Genomic DNA, 16,049 nt, shown 5'->3' with positions numbered 1-16,049 from the left:
TCGGTAAAAGCATATCCAGGCTCCGGAGCATTGGTGTTGAGGAAATGTCACAGCGGTGAGCCAGCTGTGGCTCTTGCCGGCTCGAAAGGAATCGAAATCCCGAAATGCTCTCGCAGTGTCTGCCCCCGATATTCTCTGCGAAACAGTCCGCGCTTCTGCAGGATGGGCACCACATTGTCGACAAAGGCCGGAGTGCCATCCGTCAGCACGTCCGGAATGATATTGAAACCATCGACCGCACCGGCGCGGAACCATGCCTCAATCGAATCCGCGATCTGCTCGGGTGCGCCCACGATCAGGCGATGCCCAAACGCTTGAACGGCACTGATGATCTCGCGAACCGTCCGGCCTTGACGTGCGAGGACTTCAATCGTGCGATGGTGGCCGACAGAAAACGGAACCTTATCTGCATCGGGCAAAATCTCCTGCGGGATGGTCCTTTCGAGGCTAAGCTTCTCGACTGCCACGCCCATGCTTCGTGCAAGAGCGGCCACGGCGCGCTCTAGATCGAGCAACTCGTCCAGCTGCTCTTTGCGACGAGCCGCCTCTTCCTCGGTTCCGCCGATGCAGGTGACCAGGCCTGGCAGGATGAGCGGAGCCGCGGAGCGTCCGAATTGCCGAGAGAGCGCGCGCAGGCGCGCGGCCTCCTGCAGCGCCGTTGCCAAGTCCCCGGCTGCCGCAAACACGACATCTGCACTGCGGGCACCAAGCCGTAATCCGGGCTCCGAACCGCCTGCCTGAACGATGACGGGATGACCTTGCGACGAAGCGGGATGCGTAAGTGGACCTCGGATACCGAAGCTATTCGTAGCCGGGTCGAGTAGCCGGAATTGCCTTTGATCTGCGTAAACTCCCGCAGCCTGATCGGCGATGATCATCTCGTCGCCCCAGCTCAGCCAGAGAGCACGGACGGTTTCAACGAAGTCCTCGGCGCGTCTGTACCGATCCGCTCGTGCGATCTCATGACCGCCAAAGTTCGCAGCCGTCGCCGAGTTCGAGGTCGTGACGGCGTTCCAGGCGACGCGGCCGCCGCTGATGACATCGAGAGATTGAAAACGCCGGGCGAGATTGTATGGCTCATTGTAGGTTGTCGACGCGGTCGCGATCAGCCCAATCCGCTCCGTTTCGCGGGCAATCACAGAGAGAACCAACGTAGGCTCGAGCCCGTTCAGCGGCGGCTCGTGCGTAATGTCGGAACTTATCGCGGGCGTGTCGGCGAGGAATACGGCATCCAGCAGACCGTGCTCCGCAAGCTTCGCGGCCCGGACGTAGTGCTCGATATCGAAAAAGGCGCCTGGATCTGTGCCCGGCCAGCGCCACGCGGCAGAGTGCCCACCAGCGCCATGAAGATTCAAACCCAGGTGAAGCATGGAGTTGACCGAAGACATCACACCTCCGAATGCGACGGCCTCTGAGCCGCTCGCAGGGTTTTGTAAACAAGCCGATCTCCGCCTGCGATTTCGGCGGCCACCCAGCCCTTTCGCGCAGGGCCGCCCTGAATGCCCCCGAGCAACCTATTTGAGAGCGCTGATAATAGGGCGCCGATTGATGCCAGGCGGGTATCACCAAAGAGGCCTTGGCTAGGCCCTGCGATGTTCTCCGAGCCGGCGCGCCCCAGAAGACCTACGACCACGATAGTTGCCAAATGACGCCCAACTATGTGCAGCTCGTTTGCATTCCCGATTTGATTCCACACGAGTGCACTCACACCGGCTCTCCACTATTCATCTAAAGGCTCGCTTCGTTCTCAGGAAGGTGCTGTCGACGCGCCCATTCGCGATCGTAACGCTTGGACCGACCGAGCGAGCTCAAGCTATTCGATCTCTAGAGGTCGAGAGCAGCCAAACGCAATAGTTGAGTATTTCAATCTTACATCCTCGGTTGGCATCCTCTTCTATTCGATGTCGATCTTCCCATCGCTAAACCAGACTGCTCTCTGGTCATGTTCACCGAAACGTCAATGCATGATTACCGCGACCTCAAGCGGCAACCGCCCGGCTCGCAGCTAATAAATCGATGCGTTCGACGACACATAAGACATTTGGCGCGACAGTTTTGATCAACCGCTTCTGCCGCGTTTGAAAGTTAAGGCCAGCCAATGAGGTGAAGCCGAGCCCATCATTCAATAATGCGATGAAATATTCCAAATTCTCGATTCCTCGGTGACACAATCCTGGCAGCTGAGATTGCTACTTGGTCACGCGCGCCCCGAAGGCCGCATTCCTTGGCGGGCTGGATCAGCTGCCTCAGGAATCAGCCTCAATCTGCACTCGGCCGACGCGGTGCTGAACCGGCGCAAACGCCGGTGGTGAGGTCGAAAGAAATTATGCAACACAGAGGCGTTGCAATTCAGCACGAAGCGTCGGCAGGCGAATGGCGCTACAGTTTGAGATGGGCGGCAAGACGTCCAGCGGCAAAGCCCGAACGAGATTGCAGCTTCGTGCAGTCCGTCGGGTCAACGATAGCATTAATCGCGAGCTGCATCGCCGTGCAGAAAGTCAGAGTTGATATTGCCGTGGATGCTTCTGTCGGCTGCGCGGCTCAATCTCTGCCGTCTTGGGATCAGGGATGCCAGTTAACCCGCATATCGAACTTGATGCGCACGCGCCGCACTGGGCGCAATTCGCGATTGGACATCGCCATCAGACAACGAGCGGTATTTCTCCCATTTTCGCCTCAGCTCCCGGCCGGGCGTCCACCCGTTCGCATCGCAGCATCCCCGCCGGCATGGTGGGACGAAGGGCACATGCAAATCGTTTACTTGGCGGACAAGCGGCCCTGACCGCGACGAAGCCGACGCCTTGCTGACGCTCAACAGGATAATGGAGGTGGACCTTCGGAGTCGCCGACGACAAAGACGGCGAGCAGGCGCTGGACGTCGTCGCGAACCTAATGGCGGCTGTAGAGACGTTCTGGAGCTGGCCGGCCGTGGCCAGTTTACCCAGTTCATCCTGATGGACGGCTCGAAGATGGATGCACGCCTCCGCGACCGAGTGGGTCTGCCACGAATTCCCGGCCGCGGGGATCCCCAATCCCGGTAGCTTCGTTGGCTTCGGCCTTCGATCAGGTATTTGCGAAGAAGGGCCGCGGCGGCTGCTTGATTGTCCTTGAACGACAGGGACTCACGAAATGCGTAGGGCCAAAACAATCTCACAAATCGCCGCGGTCACTGCCCGCCAAGGTATCGTTGCCTGGATCACCATAATGCTTAAATCCTTGGTGATGGCAGACGCATCGGAAAAATTTTGCCGAGCCAGTACACTGATGACCAGGTTCAGGCCCAGCGGGTCGGATATTATCTACTTCGTGTGAACGTAGAGAACGCGTTGCTTATCGGTGATCCTGTCGATTTCCTGGAGCCAGCGGTCGAAGTTATTCAACTCTACCTTGTGGGCCCACATACGCGTTGCGGCTTTCTCAGCACGCTTACAACGTAAGATTATCTGCCATAATACAGGAACAAATCTTCCACCCTCGAAGACTCGAACAATCCGTCCGCGAAGAGATTGCTCGCGACACGATTAGGTCTGTGCCTGATCAGCTGATTCTGATGGCGATGGCGTGGGAGGGCGAGAAGACTGCGCTGCAGCAAGATCCCAGAGCATATAGGTCGCAGCTTCGCCGTAGCACGCTAACTTTGCGCGCAATTCCGCATTCGTCGTGACTGACCGAAAGCCGAACTGTTCCCATAGCGGCCGCGTGGCATAGACCGAGACCAACGCTAGAACTGCACCCGACGAGCGTGCGAGTTGCTCGAGCGTCCGGATATAGGCCGCCGCTACACCACCGCGGGCGAAGGGCAACACGGCCACGTCGTGCACGTAGAGGCAGTCCGCATCGTCGGGCAAGCTTGCTAGGAAGCAATCGAGCGGCGGAATCTGATACTGCTTCCAGGGGTGGGCAAGGCCGTAGCCGACTATCCCTTCATCCCCGACGAGCACGCGGCAGCCGTCGGGACAAAGCCGCATCTTCTCCGCAAACACGTCAGGCCGCTCAAAAAGATCGGGATGGATGCGCTCTGCGATCGCGATGATCGCAGCAATGTCGGTCGTGCTGGCCGGACGCCAACGAGGCTTGCTCACGTCTATCCTCATCCCCTCTCATTCGTCCAATCGATTCGGTCGCTACCATGGGCGCAGCGAAGAATATCGCTGCCATCGTCGCAGGACAACACGCCGCTCGGCTCCCGAATCGTGATCCGGTTCAGATACCGTTTCCCGCTCGCGTTACGGCGGGAGTCGTTGACTCGTCCGGAAAGACTACAAGTATGAAGCGCGGTACGGAGGTAAGTGGCGGCAATTGATCAAGTACGAAACGCTTGATGATACTTGAGGAAAAGGATCTCTCGGCTTTGCTCCTCCCGGCCAGAAGAAAGGCAATGGATTTCTCTCCTTCGGCAAGTCGTGGCGGCAAGATCTTCCAGCGTCCACAAGCCCTGATCCATCAGCACTACGGACTGCGCCGCAGCGCCATCGTTGTCGCGCGCCATGGAAAATTGCCCCCTCAGCGTCACGAGGAATTGCCCCTCCTCGGATAGCTGAGGAGAGAGTGAATGAAGCAGGAACAAATCACTGAAGACTTGCCGTGGAGTGATCCACGGGGGCAAGCGATGAAGACGCCGGATGACGTGGCGGAGATGTTGCGCCTGAGAGCGTGCGGGTGGGATCTGAAGCGGATTGCGCGGCAGCTTGGCTGCAGCCATCACACGGCGAAGGATTACGTGGCGGCGGGCGGGGTGAAGCCGTTCAAGTCGCCTGAGCGGCCGAAGCGTCTCCACGGCCTTGAGGGTTGGCTGCGCGAGAGGCTCATTCGGCATCGCGGCAATGGCGACGTGGTGCGCCAGGACCTCTTGGCCGAGAAAGGCGTGACAGTCAGTCGGCGGACGCTGCAACGTGCCGTGCAGCCCTATCGCCAGGCGCTGAAGGCGGAGGCGCTGGCGACGACGCGGTTTGAGACGCCGCCGGGCCGACAGCTGCAGATTGACTTCGGGGAGCGCCTGGTCGAGCTCGGAGGAGCGAAAGTCAAGGCATTCGTGTTCGTGGCGCTCGGCCACTCGCGACGGCTTCATGTGCGTGCGTTCCGGGCCGTGAGGCAGGAGCATTGGTTTGCCGGTCTCGAGAGCACATTCACGACCTTCGGCGGTGTGCGCGCGATGCCTCAGCAGGACCGATGCAGGTCGTCTACGGCGACCACGGGCGAGAACTCGTCACTACGAAGCATCGATCGCTGAAAAGATCGACACCGACATAACTGCCTTTCTCGATTGGTACAACACCGAAGGGAAAATCGATCCGCTCATCAAGGCCGCAATCGCGCGTCTGTGGTTCGTGACGATCGATCCCTGTGAAGACGGCAATAACGTATCGCGCGCGCCATTGCCGACATGTCGCTTGCGGCTCCGGAAGGAATTCCGCAGCGCTTCTACAGCATGTCCGTTCAGATATGACGTGAGGGAAAGACCGACTACAACGTGCTGGAGACCACCGACCTCGGACGTCACGCCGTGGCTTGAGGGTTCCTGGGCCACCCTGAACGCGCCTTCAGGGGGCAGAAACCATTCTCGCGGCCGTGCTTGAAAAGCGGACGTCTGGAAGTGGCAGTCGCGAGACGTAGACCGTATCGTGACCGGCTAGGCGGAGCGCATGAATTTGGCTAGCCTTACAACCAATGAGGGAGTGAGACGTTGCCGCAAGGACAGTAGGCCGGCACATTGAGCCGCCATCAACGGTGCTTCGACTGCGCCGCGTCGAAGCGTGGCGGAGAGTGCGGCTAGAGCGACTGCTCAGCAAGAGTGATCCGGACAGGACCAAGCGCATTCGCGCCGCGCGTCTGTATCTGGAAGCTGGCGCTCGCCGGATGGCCGCTGAGCGCGGGATCATTGATCGCTGATGTGGGAGTTCGACAGCATCCTGCGGGGCAAGCGATCAGCGGGACAACATAAAGACGCCGGGCGTCGTCGCGAAGTTGGCTTCGGGTGCAATCTATATGCATCACGGTACGCTGTCTCCGTGCGGAGCGCTTCGCGAAACTGGTTCGCAGGCAGATAGCTTGTCTTCCCCGATAGCTTCGTGGACATCTTGATCCAAGAGAATTCTGCCCCGTTATCACCGGCCCACTGTGCTGCTCTACAGATGGGCCAGCAACGTCGCGGCCGCGCCGCCGCCTGTCGCAGTGAGACCCGGGCCGGAACCCGATCGACAAGCCATCCCCGCATAAGCCAACCCACTGCAAGCGCCAGCAGATGCGTTCGCCACTGCGATCAAGGAATGCAGGGCGAAACGACTATCAGGCGAGTTGAAGGGCTTCGCCTAACCCAGTGTCCGAACACTCGCATCATCGCGGCTTTCAGAAAGGCGATCTACAATACCTTCATTTGATAGTGCTCCTGACGACAAATCGCATGCAGATTGCGAAGCCTTGACCAACAGCAGTTGTCAGAAGCCAGACGCCAGCGTGGCCAATTAACAGGCGTTCGCTAACATGGTCACGGCGCAGAAAGCCCGAGACGCGATAAGGTCGAATAAAAAACAAAGCCGCCCGCGCGGCGGCACTTCTGTGTGAAAGAAGGCGCAACCTGTTCCGCCCCCGCCGATGTTGCCACAAGCGCGACATTGCACGCGAAGGTGCAACGACCGTCCGCCCCCGCTGCCGCATTGGGCGTCTTTCTCTATCTTTCGCTGACGATTGCCGCGATCAGTTCAATGCCTGAATGGGGCTGCAAGAGGCGGGCATTTCTATTGCACACGTTGTCATGAGGCTCATCGTGCATGCTTCATGTCAATGTGAAAAACCGGCGCGCAGACCGGCCGCATCAAGATGGACGTGCGGCGAGTGGACCGATCTGGATAGCGAAAAAGCTATAAGTCCCGAGTCGTAGAATTCGAGTATATTGCCGATCGTTGCGCCCAACACGGCGCTGCCGGTCAGGTCTGAAGCTGACTGATCTCGATGAGCGTGTGACCGAACGGTACCTTAAGTACCGAGCGCGGAAGCTGTGCATCCAGGCGGGCGACCGGGCGGCGCTGAAGCGGTTGCTATCGGTGTTGCGCGAGGCGGGCATGATTGCACCTGCGCCACTGCCGCCGACCACCCCGGAGCACCAGATATTCGAGGGGTTTAGTGATTATCTGCGACAGGAACGCGGGCTGGCGCCGAGGTCCATCATCTGCCACCTGCCATCCATTCGCCGCTTCCTGCGTGAGGTATGCCCTGCTGGTGCCCGCGATCTCGGCAACATCAGCCGGGAGGGCGTCACCCGCTACATCGAGCGCCACGCCCGGGATGGGAGCGCGGAATCCGGGAAGCGGATGTGCTGGTCGCTGCGCGCATTTCTCCGATACCTCCATCATAAGGGGGTGACTCGGCTTGCACTGGCGGATTGCGTACCGTCGGTCAGGCAATGGAAGCTCGCAAGCCTGCCGACCTATCTGTCCGCCGCGCAGGTCCAGAAGGTCCTCGATGGTTGCGATCGGGCCACCACGATGGGACGGCGGGATTATGCCATCCTGATGCTGCTGGCGAAGCTCGGTTTACGGGCTGGCGAGGTCGCGACCCTCACCCTGGATGATATCGACTGGCGATCCGGCGAGATGCTGATTCGCGCCAAGGGTCGGCAGCGAGCGCGAATGCCGATGCCTCCAGACGTCGGTGCGGCCATCGTTGCCTACCTGCGGGATCGCCGTTCGACGTCGTCGTGTCGCCGGCTGTTTCTGCGCACGCCGGCGCCTCACGTCGGCTTTGCATCCGGTTGCGCGATTACGGTGATCGCCAAGACCGCCCTGGAGCGCGCCGGCGTCCGTGGCTACGCCCACCACGGCGCCCACATCTTCCGACACAGCCTTGCTACCGAGCTTCTCCGATCCGGCGCCACCTTGTCAGAGATCGGCCAGTTGCTGCGACACGAGAGCCATGACACCACGCGCATCTATGCGAAGGTGGATATCCAGAGACTCCGCACATTGAGCCTGCCGTGGCCGGGAGGCGCGCAATGACCACTCTGCGATCCGCACTCGAGCAATATGTGAGCATGCGCCAAGGGCTTGGATACAAGTATCAGCAGCAGGCCCGGCGGCTCGCCAATTTCGTCTCCTTCATGGAGGAGCGCAAGGCCGTGACCATCACCACGAAGCTCGCCGTCGCCTGGGCGACTCTGCCACCCGATCGTCACGCATCCTGGGTCTTGCGATTGACCGATGTACGCGGTTTCGCGCGCCATGTCGCGAACATCGATCCCGGGACGGAGGTGCCACGCGCCGGGATCTTGCCACCCCTGAAGCGTGCCAAGCCCTACGTCTACAGCGATGCGGAGATCGAGGCGTTATTGAAGGCGGCACGTGCCCTGCCTCCCGCAAACGGACTGCGGCGCTGGACTTATCATTACCTGTTCGGGCTGATCGCAGTGACCGGCATACGTCTGTCCGAGGCGATCGGGCTTGAGCGTGCCGATGTCGATCTCAAGGAAGGCTTGCTCACAGTTCGAGAGAGCAAGTTCGGCAAATCACGCCTCGTGCCCTTGCATCCGACGACCCGTGCAGCTCTCCGCAGCTACGCCAAACGGCGAGATGCTCACCTCGGGTCGTGCTGCGGTACGCACTTCTTCGTGGCCGAGCGCGGTGGCCGATTGCGGCACCAGTATGTTCACCGTGTTTTCTTGTGCTTGTCCCGCGAGATCGGCCTACGGCGCCCGGGCGACCATAGCGGGCCACGCATACACGATTTCCGGCATCGCTTCGCCGTCCGCACACTTCTCGGCTGGTATCGCGAGGAGACCGATGTCGAGCAGCAGCTTCCGGCGCTTTCCACCTATCTCGGCCACACCTGCGTGCGCGACACCTATTGGTATCTTTCGGCCTGTCCGGAGCTGATGGAAGGGGCCGCCCGCCGTCTCGACCGGCGCTGGGAGGTCAAGCCATGAAGCCAAGCAGCAACCTCGCCGCGCTCATCGAGCGTTACTTCACCGTGCGGCTCATGCACGAGCGCAATGTCAGCGCCAACACGATCGCATCCTATCGAGACACGTTCCGGCTGCTGTTCACGTTCGCACAGGCGCAGCTCCGCAAGCCGCCGTCGGCCTTGGCCCTCGACGATCTAAACATGCCCTTTATCAGCGCGTTTCTCGCTGATCTCGAGACGAAGCGGGACGCCAGCGTCAGGACGCGCAACCTGCGTCTGACAGCGATTCGCTCCTTTTTCCGGTTCGTGTCTTTCGAGGAGCCGGCTCACAGCGCCCTGATCCAGCGCATCTTGGCGATTCCAAGCAAGCGTCACGACAAGCGCCAGGTGCATTTCCTGGCACGGTCCGAGATCAAGGCGATTCTTGCCGCTCCTAATCGCACGACTTGGCTCGGACGTCGCGATTATACCTTGCTGCTGCTTGCGGCCCAGACCGGCTTGCGCCCGTCCGAGCTGATCAGCCTCGACAGGGGTGCCGTCCACCTCGGCACCGGCGCGCATGTGCGATGCGTCGGAAAGGGTCGAAAGGAGCGATGCACGCCACTAACCGCGCACGCGCGCGGCGCCCTCCAGGCATGGCTCAAGGAACCGGCGCGCCACGGCGCAAACGCGCTGTTCCCCAACATGCACGGTGGTCGGCTCAGCGCCGACAGCGTCCAATCGCTCCTGGCCAAGCATGTGCGTGTCGCCAGCGAGAGCTGTCCGTCACTGGCGTCCAAGCGGGTATCGCCGCACGTGCTCAGGCACAGCGCTGCGATGGAGCTGCTGGAAGCGGGCGTCGATTGCTCGGTAATTGCGCTGTGGCTCGGTCATGAGTCGATCGAAACAACGCAGACCTACCTGCATGCCCATCTCGCACTCAAAGAAGCGGCCCTCGCTAAGCTCAAGCCGTACGCACACCGCAAGCGAACCCGCTTCCAGCCGAGCGACCGCCTGCTCGCCTTCCTTGAGGCGCTGTAAGATGCCAGACTATGCCGAATGGAAGCAGGACGACGATCGCTCGACCAGCGGCAAATCCGCGCGAACGACGGGCTCTTCCCAAAACCATTCGGCATAGTTCGGCGGTCGGCATAAACGGCAAAACTCCATGAACTCGATCCTCAGATCTATCTGACGGACGTGCTGGAGCGGATTGTCTCCGGGCGAACCAAGAGCCACCAGCTCCACGAGCTGCTCGTCTGGAACTGGAAGGCGGCCCGTGAGCGCATCGCACAGGCTGCAGCATGAGCCCACGTCGCCCTAAAGCTTCATCGTCGATGGCGGCCGCCGCCATGCCGCTTGCGGAGCTCGAGCAATGGCTCCAGGCTCGCGTCGATCAGCATCCTGCCGCCACCGGTCTCCCCATGCTCGACGGCTACGTCGCCGCGATCGTGGCCGGACCGGTGTCGATGAGCCCGCTCGATTGGATATGCCCACTGCTTGCCATCGATGCCGATGCCTTCAACCACGGCGGCACCCCGGAGTTCGCTGCGATCTCCGCCGTCGCGCTGCGTCATAACGAGATCAGCCAGATCCTTTCCACCACGCCTAACCAGTTCGCCCCGATGCACCGGCGTCAACCCAACGGCGTCGTCGATCCGCGACCATGGTGCCAGGGATTCTACGCCGCGATGCGGCTCAGGCTGTCGGCGTGGGCGCCATTGCTGGACGCCAGCAACGTCAATCACCGCCTGCTGCTGCCTATTCTGCTTCACTGTCGCGACGATCAGGCCGGTCCGCTGCTCGGACCGCCACGGACCGGCCGCGAGACCCGAGACTCTCTGCGCAACGCCCACCTCGATATTCCCGCAGCCGTCGAGGCCATGCGCCAATACTGGATGCCGATCCGCTACGCACGCTAATCACCGCCGACGTGGGAGCTCATACCGGTTACGAATGGCAGGCTGCGCGCCTTTCGAATCTAGCCCTGTAAAACGACGAAACAGCTTCGACCTGTTGAAGGTGCAACCGAAAAGCGGAAAGAGCTCAGTTAGTACGCCGCGTACGCAACTTTTGCTTTTGCTACAGGCTGAATTGAATTACTTGAAGCCAGCACGCGTAGACCTCTTCGCATCACCTTCATTCGGTGAATCGGGATCATCTTTCAGCCAAATTGCAAATCTGTTTTGCGAGATCCGCCAAGAGATTGGCGGTGCCTAAGCGGTATACTCTCACTACCGCTGCCCTAACGGGCGTTTCCTCCCTTGACTTGGCCGCCGGTCCTATGGATCGGCGGCTCACTTCGGTATCGGGTCAACGCTTTCAGCATTGACGGAATCATAGATCAATCTGGAGCTCGACGACGACGGCGCTGGGGGGCCATGGTGTATCGGGATTGAAACTATTTATGCAGCATAGAGGTGTGCAATTCAGCATTCGAGAAGTATTGCCGGGCGAGTGGCGCTACAGTTTTGAAGTCGATGGCAAGACGATCAGTGGCCGAACCCGAACGAGGTTGGAGCTTCTTGCGGTTCGTCGGGTCAAGGATCGCATCAATCGTGAATTGAATCGCGGCACGGAACATGTGAGTTGATATAGAGCTGCGCTCCTGTTCCAAATGCTATTGGGGCGAAGCCGTGGGCGCGGATTCCGCCATTCCGCCACCTGCTAATCTATCAGTGCACATCCACCGATGATAACGAATTTTCATTTTAGACACGGACCGCTAGCTAACTAAGGGGGCATTGCGTGCCAACATACCTGGCATCTTACGATATAAAAGAAACTAGCCCAGATCCACATTCCACGTTTCTCAAGCAAGCCGCGGCCCACAATTGGAAACTTTGGATACTCGCCACCAACAACATCTGGTATCGCCTACCGAACACCACTCTTGAAGGCACCTTCGCGAATATCGAGGCGGCGAAAGCAGCATTGGAAGCAACTCGCGCCGCCACCGAAAGGGAGATGGGACGGACCGTAACGATGAACAAATGGATCATTGTCGACTACGGAGCATCGAGCTTTAATTCGGATCAAAGACAGAATGTGTGACTCAGCTATTGGAGCAACCGTTCCGCCTCAGGGCCATAGGGACTATCGCATAGCGCTAGCTAAGATCGGCTTGCAACCTCGAGAGACAGCTCATAAAGTAACGTGTATTGAATGGAGCCATTACCATGTCCGACGAAAAAGACGATTCGCAGCACGTCAATCAAAATTATACCCCCGAAGTCATCAAAAATTACAGACCCGCAACGCTGCCAAACCAGCAGCATCCGGGTCATGGGGTAGACGGAAATTATATTCCGACGACCGATACGATTCCTAGTTCACCACCGCCAAAGCCAAAGAAGTAATTCGATTTAGATCCGGCGACGGAGATCTACTCTCGCGATTTGATCGGCGGGAATATACGTAATCTCGTGCCCCCAACTTGCGTCGATGGGATCTGCTACTGGAACGAACCCTACGCCGCGTTTGCTTTGTTTGTCGGTAAGTTTGTCGGTGACATACATTAAGATATCGCCTTTCGCGCCCAATACGCAGGGACCATTCGGGCTCGCCTGAAATCTCGAAAGGTTGTCGCACATCAGCCAAGTCCCATCCTTCAACTGAACGACTAATTGAGTCGCCACACATCGTTCTCCATGAAGTGCCATCCAAGCGCTTGGTAGATCGTCCGAATGACTGATGCGCGTTGCTCGCAGCATGCGTTCAAAGCGAGGCCGCCCGAGCACTCTCCACGAGGCGCCAGCAGCCATCGCAAAAAGGAACGTGATGCCTGATGAGACTACCAGGGAAAGATTGAGAACCCACCGGCCAAAATAGAATGCAAAAGCCGAGACGAAAGCAAAAACTAAGATCGAAAAGGTGACGTCGGCCAGCTTGTGGTGATCTCTAATTCCAACGTTCGCAATATAGTATGCGACGTAGCCACAAGCGACCAAGAGCAACGTCGACCACGACTGATTCAGCGCTAGTTCGACGGCTTCTTTCGTCATTCGCAAAACGTAGCGCGATTAAGGCCAAGACGCAATCAGAGAGCTGACGTCAGAATGAAAGCGCCACCTTATGCGCCCTGCGCTCAGCTACTTTGCGTTTCAATCGACTCTATCTAGGCGCAGGATTCAGCCGACGCCAAGCGGTCCAGTCGATCGGGACAGGATGCGGCGGTCCGCCGATTTCGTCCTCAGGCCAGCGATCGATGATGCGCTGAGTGACGCCGTCGCGCGAAACGGTGGTGAGTTCGGCAAAACCACCGACGCCACCAAGGCCGGCCAGGATAGCGTTTGGCGAATTGACTCGTTCATGGCAGTCCACTTGATAACCTAGACCCATCTCTACAGCTTCTCTCCGCGTGCCACTGCCGCGATCATCGATCGTATGTGCTTTGCTCCCTCTCACCGAATGGCCGGCGCCCGATCGAAAATGAGTTCGTGGTGATCCACGAAGACCGGAGGGCCGCCGGATCAGGTTGGCGACTGAGCGCAGTCCGGCGTTCTGGACCTATGCCGTCAGTGGCGCTACCCGTCCCACCATATAGCGGCGGGGTGCAACTGATCTGGAGGCCGCTAGGAACTGCTTCCGTCGGGCATCGAAGCGGTTCTATGGTGATCTGAGCCTCAAGAGCATCGAGCTCTGGCATCATGCCGACCACGCAGCCTAGGGCGCGTGGATCCACCCAGGAAGACCGATGATCGTCTATTTTTCATGCCAGGGCTGCGGCACCAGTTATTCTGCGGTTCAGGAGCCGGCATCCGCTCCTTTGAAGAGCTCGGGCCTTTTTGTCTGCATGCGTTGCGGGAAGCCCGTCCATCATTGGTCAGGAGCCTATAGTTACACTGACTGGAAACGCATGGAATTCGGAGATAGCAAAGATGGCTCGGACCTCCTCTGAGTGAGACGCCGGCTGTGCGCAATTGTTAGTGGATCTGCTGGATCGAAACACCCAATCAACGATTGGTTGGTCTATCACAGGCAGGCACCTCAACGGGAACAGCAAAGCCAGCCTTTACCCGATCCATAACGACCAGCGTCTTGAAGCATTTGATGTCCGAATTCTTGTAAAAGAAGCTTCTGGTGAATTGCTCGTAGTCCTCCATGGTACGCGCGGTCACATATAGAATAAAGTCAGCATCACCGGTGACGTAGAAGCCGTTGACGACTTCAGCTGACGATTTGATGGCCTTCTTAAACCTATCAATGATATCACAACGCTCCCGCTCCATAGTCACCAGTACAAGCATCTGGATGGGTCTTCCAACGGCCTTCGGCGAAACGATCGAGATATCGGCCTCGATGATGCCTTCCGAGCGCATTCTCTTCAACCGGCGTTGACACGCGGTCGCAGAAAGCCCCGCTATTTCGCCGATCACCTCGGAAGTCAGACGGTTGTTCTTCTGCAACATTTCGAGGATGCGAGCGTCTATCCGATCGTATCGCATTGCATAATAGCTCCAACCCTGAGGCGACGCTCACCGCCAGATCCAGGCGCGGCGAAGAGAATTGTCCAACGGCATGAAGACATAGAAGATTCACTAGGTGTCGGCTCCGGTCTTCTTTACTCGCCTGACTCTTTCGTGCATCCGAGCGCCAATCACGGGAAAGCGGCAGCGGCCGCTTAAGCATGCTCGATGCCCTGAGCGCACCAAACACCTTTGTATCTTTGACGGTCATGGACGTCGGCAAAACTTCAAGCGGTTGTCCGCCGTTCACGGCCGCGTCGTATCCTGCCAATGCGCTTTCCGAAAGAACTGACGTGCGTTGCCGCGCATGATCCGGTCAATCAGGTCACGGGTGTCCTCAAGCGCGATCCAGCCTTCGGCGACCAATTGCGAGAGAGCCCGTGCGATTCCACGGCGCGCTACACACGCATGGCCATAAATGGGCTCGACAGCGACATAGTCACCGCCAAAGGTGAAGATCTTGTTGGACGGAACCGCCATCAAGAACTCCTTCAAAAAGCGAACGCCCGCCACCGGATTAATGATCCATGCCCAGCACATGTCGATCGCAGCGTTAGGATAATGTTTGGCCAGCGCGATAAACTCGTGCTCGTATGGGTAGCCGATGTGCATTAGTACGAATCGGGTTTCGGAAAAATCCTGCAGCAGACGGCAAACGTCTGCGGCATTGCTGCGAGTGCGGGCGAGTTGCATCACGCCGTAGCCAGCCAAAACGCCGGTGTGCAGTTTGACCGGCAAGCCGTACTCGCCAGCCTTGCCGACGCAATAGCGAAATAGATAGTCTTGCAACGCCTTGAGGTCCCCAGGGCCGAGGGCGTGCAATGCGCCTACTCTGTCGGCATGGTGGGGGAATAGTCTTGCGGCATGCGCCTTGGTGACGGGCTCGAAATCGAGGGCGCGCGAATAGGCAATTTGCGATTTTACAGCCACGGCTTTGCTGCCGTATGTCGTGAAATAAAAGTCGACAACCTCGAGCCATTCATCGAGCGTCGTCGGGCGCCTGCCCGTCTCGGCTTCTACCCACGCAAAGTCAGCAGCACTACACCGGCACAATTGAAGGATGCTTATGTCGTGGTCGAGCAAGTCCGGCTGCTCGGTCTCCATAAAGATGCGCTGTAGCGAATTGACGTGGCAGCCTTTGATGTTTGCGAGGCTCAAAATGCGTGCGTAAAAACCCGGCTGAACGGTTTCACGGTATTTCTCGGCGATGCGGGGCAGGCTTTCGGCGGTCAGGTCCTCTTCACCGTAAACGCCACGAAACGTATGGCGCAGCGCCTGGGCATAGCCGGTGTGGCGGATGCGTTCCCAATAGGGGGCGATCAGCCGATATTTTTCCTGGCTCGTAAGGTCCGGCCCGAGAAACGCTCGTAGGTCGGAAGCTGGCAGGCCTGCAACCGCGAGATCCTCGGCAGCATAGGATCTGAATAGATAGGCCCAGTCGTTGCATGGCAAGGTTCGTGGATGGATTGCTCCGGAAAGGCGCTGACTTTCCTCGATCAGATGTTCGTGGGTATCCACAAATGGCGTCTCCTCGACCCATTGCGCGATTTGTCGATCCGCGTCTGTCATCGACTCCCAACCAACCGCTCCGCCTCTCATTTCGCGCTCCTTTTTGGTGACGACAGTTGCTTGCGTCTGCATTCACGATCGCACCGAGCATTGGACCATTCTGTCGGTCCGGTGTTGACGTCGTACCGCCGTGACGGCTTC

15 protein-coding genes and 1 pseudogene are annotated in these 16,049 nt (G+C 58.8%); 9 read left to right on the top strand and 7 right to left on the bottom strand.

Going from position 1 to position 16,049, the window contains the following annotated elements; all coding sequences use genetic code 11:
• Positions 1 to 47 precede the first annotated feature (47 nt).
• The 3 genes from XI02_RS10755 to XI02_RS10745 all read right to left on the bottom strand — a co-directional run bounded on the left by XI02_RS10755 (position 48) and on the right by XI02_RS10745 (position 4,082).
• The gene (locus tag XI02_RS10755; protein WP_016846346.1) at positions 48 to 1,388 is read right to left on the bottom strand and encodes an NtaA/DmoA family FMN-dependent monooxygenase; all 1,341 of its coding nucleotides are present in this window, start codon (positions 1,386 to 1,388) and stop codon (positions 48 to 50) included.
• Between the two features lie 591 nt (positions 1,389 to 1,979).
• Entirely contained in the window at positions 1,980 to 2,147 is a 168-nt protein-coding gene (locus XI02_RS10750) for a hypothetical protein (protein ID WP_155258783.1), read from the bottom strand.
• Positions 2,148 to 3,521: 1,374 nt separating this feature from the next.
• The gene (locus tag XI02_RS10745; RefSeq protein WP_050999493.1) at positions 3,522 to 4,082 is read right to left on the bottom strand and encodes a GNAT family N-acetyltransferase; all 561 of its coding nucleotides are present in this window, start codon (positions 4,080 to 4,082) and stop codon (positions 3,522 to 3,524) included.
• A 239-nt stretch (positions 4,083 to 4,321) separates the two neighbouring features.
• Between XI02_RS10745 and XI02_RS44855 the strand changes: the two genes are divergently transcribed.
• The 9 genes and pseudogenes from XI02_RS44855 (at position 4,322) to XI02_RS10700 (ending at position 12,230) form a co-directional block, all read left to right on the top strand.
• On the top strand, positions 4,322 to 4,537 hold the full coding sequence (locus tag XI02_RS44855) for a hypothetical protein (protein WP_141382095.1): 216 nt from the start codon (positions 4,322 to 4,324) through the stop codon (positions 4,535 to 4,537).
• Positions 4,538 to 4,552: 15 nt separating this feature from the next.
• Positions 4,553 to 5,230, top strand: a complete 678-nt coding sequence (locus XI02_RS44850; RefSeq protein WP_197971329.1) for a transposase — start codon at positions 4,553 to 4,555, stop codon at positions 5,228 to 5,230.
• Between the two features lie 1,726 nt (positions 5,231 to 6,956).
• Complete coding sequence (locus XI02_RS10730) at positions 6,957 to 7,991, top strand: site-specific integrase (RefSeq protein WP_244980753.1); 1,035 nt, start codon at positions 6,957 to 6,959, stop codon at positions 7,989 to 7,991.
• Positions 7,988 to 8,914 (top strand): tyrosine-type recombinase/integrase, encoded by a 927-nt coding sequence (locus XI02_RS10725; protein ID WP_129964852.1) that lies wholly within the window; start codon positions 7,988 to 7,990, stop codon positions 8,912 to 8,914. The genes XI02_RS10730 and XI02_RS10725 overlap by 4 nt, the downstream gene beginning before the upstream one ends.
• Positions 8,911 to 9,912 (top strand): tyrosine-type recombinase/integrase, encoded by a 1,002-nt coding sequence (locus tag XI02_RS10720; RefSeq protein WP_018269999.1) that lies wholly within the window; start codon positions 8,911 to 8,913, stop codon positions 9,910 to 9,912. The genes XI02_RS10725 and XI02_RS10720 overlap by 4 nt, the downstream gene beginning before the upstream one ends.
• 114 nt (positions 9,913 to 10,026) lie before the next feature.
• A pseudogene (locus XI02_RS10715) lies at positions 10,027 to 10,179 on the top strand (transposase domain-containing protein); the annotation flags it as partial.
• 29 nt (positions 10,180 to 10,208) lie between these two features.
• Positions 10,209 to 10,793, top strand: a complete 585-nt coding sequence (locus XI02_RS10710; RefSeq protein ID WP_028344409.1) for a UPF0149 family protein — start codon at positions 10,209 to 10,211, stop codon at positions 10,791 to 10,793.
• Between the two features lie 826 nt (positions 10,794 to 11,619).
• On the top strand, positions 11,620 to 11,925 hold the full coding sequence (locus XI02_RS10705) for a hypothetical protein (protein WP_129964851.1): 306 nt from the start codon (positions 11,620 to 11,622) through the stop codon (positions 11,923 to 11,925).
• Between the two features lie 125 nt (positions 11,926 to 12,050).
• Positions 12,051 to 12,230, top strand: a complete 180-nt coding sequence (locus XI02_RS10700; RefSeq protein WP_129964850.1) for a hypothetical protein — start codon at positions 12,051 to 12,053, stop codon at positions 12,228 to 12,230.
• A gap of 6 nt (positions 12,231 to 12,236) precedes the next feature.
• Here XI02_RS10700 and XI02_RS10695 read toward each other — a convergent pair whose 3' ends face one another.
• The 4 genes from XI02_RS10695 to XI02_RS10680 all read right to left on the bottom strand — a co-directional run bounded on the left by XI02_RS10695 (position 12,237) and on the right by XI02_RS10680 (position 15,980).
• Positions 12,237 to 12,875: a hypothetical protein gene (locus tag XI02_RS10695; RefSeq protein WP_129964849.1), complete on the bottom strand. Its 639-nt coding sequence runs from the start codon at positions 12,873 to 12,875 to the stop codon at positions 12,237 to 12,239.
• Positions 12,876 to 12,984: 109 nt separating this feature from the next.
• Positions 12,985 to 13,212 carry a hypothetical protein gene (locus XI02_RS10690; RefSeq protein ID WP_129964848.1) on the bottom strand — a complete coding sequence of 76 codons (228 nt, stop codon included), beginning with the start codon at positions 13,210 to 13,212 and terminating at the stop codon, positions 12,985 to 12,987.
• A 614-nt stretch (positions 13,213 to 13,826) separates the two neighbouring features.
• The gene (locus XI02_RS10685) at positions 13,827 to 14,318 is read right to left on the bottom strand and encodes an Lrp/AsnC family transcriptional regulator (protein WP_129964847.1); all 492 of its coding nucleotides are present in this window, start codon (positions 14,316 to 14,318) and stop codon (positions 13,827 to 13,829) included.
• Positions 14,319 to 14,585: 267 nt separating this feature from the next.
• Positions 14,586 to 15,980, bottom strand: a complete 1,395-nt coding sequence (locus tag XI02_RS10680; protein ID WP_129964846.1) for an amidohydrolase family protein — start codon at positions 15,978 to 15,980, stop codon at positions 14,586 to 14,588.
• Positions 15,981 to 16,049: the final 69 nt, after the last annotated feature.

This window comes from Bradyrhizobium sp. CCBAU 21365, assembly GCF_015291305.1.
GTDB lineage: Bacteria > Pseudomonadota > Alphaproteobacteria > Rhizobiales > Xanthobacteraceae > Bradyrhizobium > Bradyrhizobium elkanii.
The sequence above is the reverse complement of the archived record's forward strand: the minus strand, read 5'-3'. Positions and strand labels throughout refer to the sequence as shown.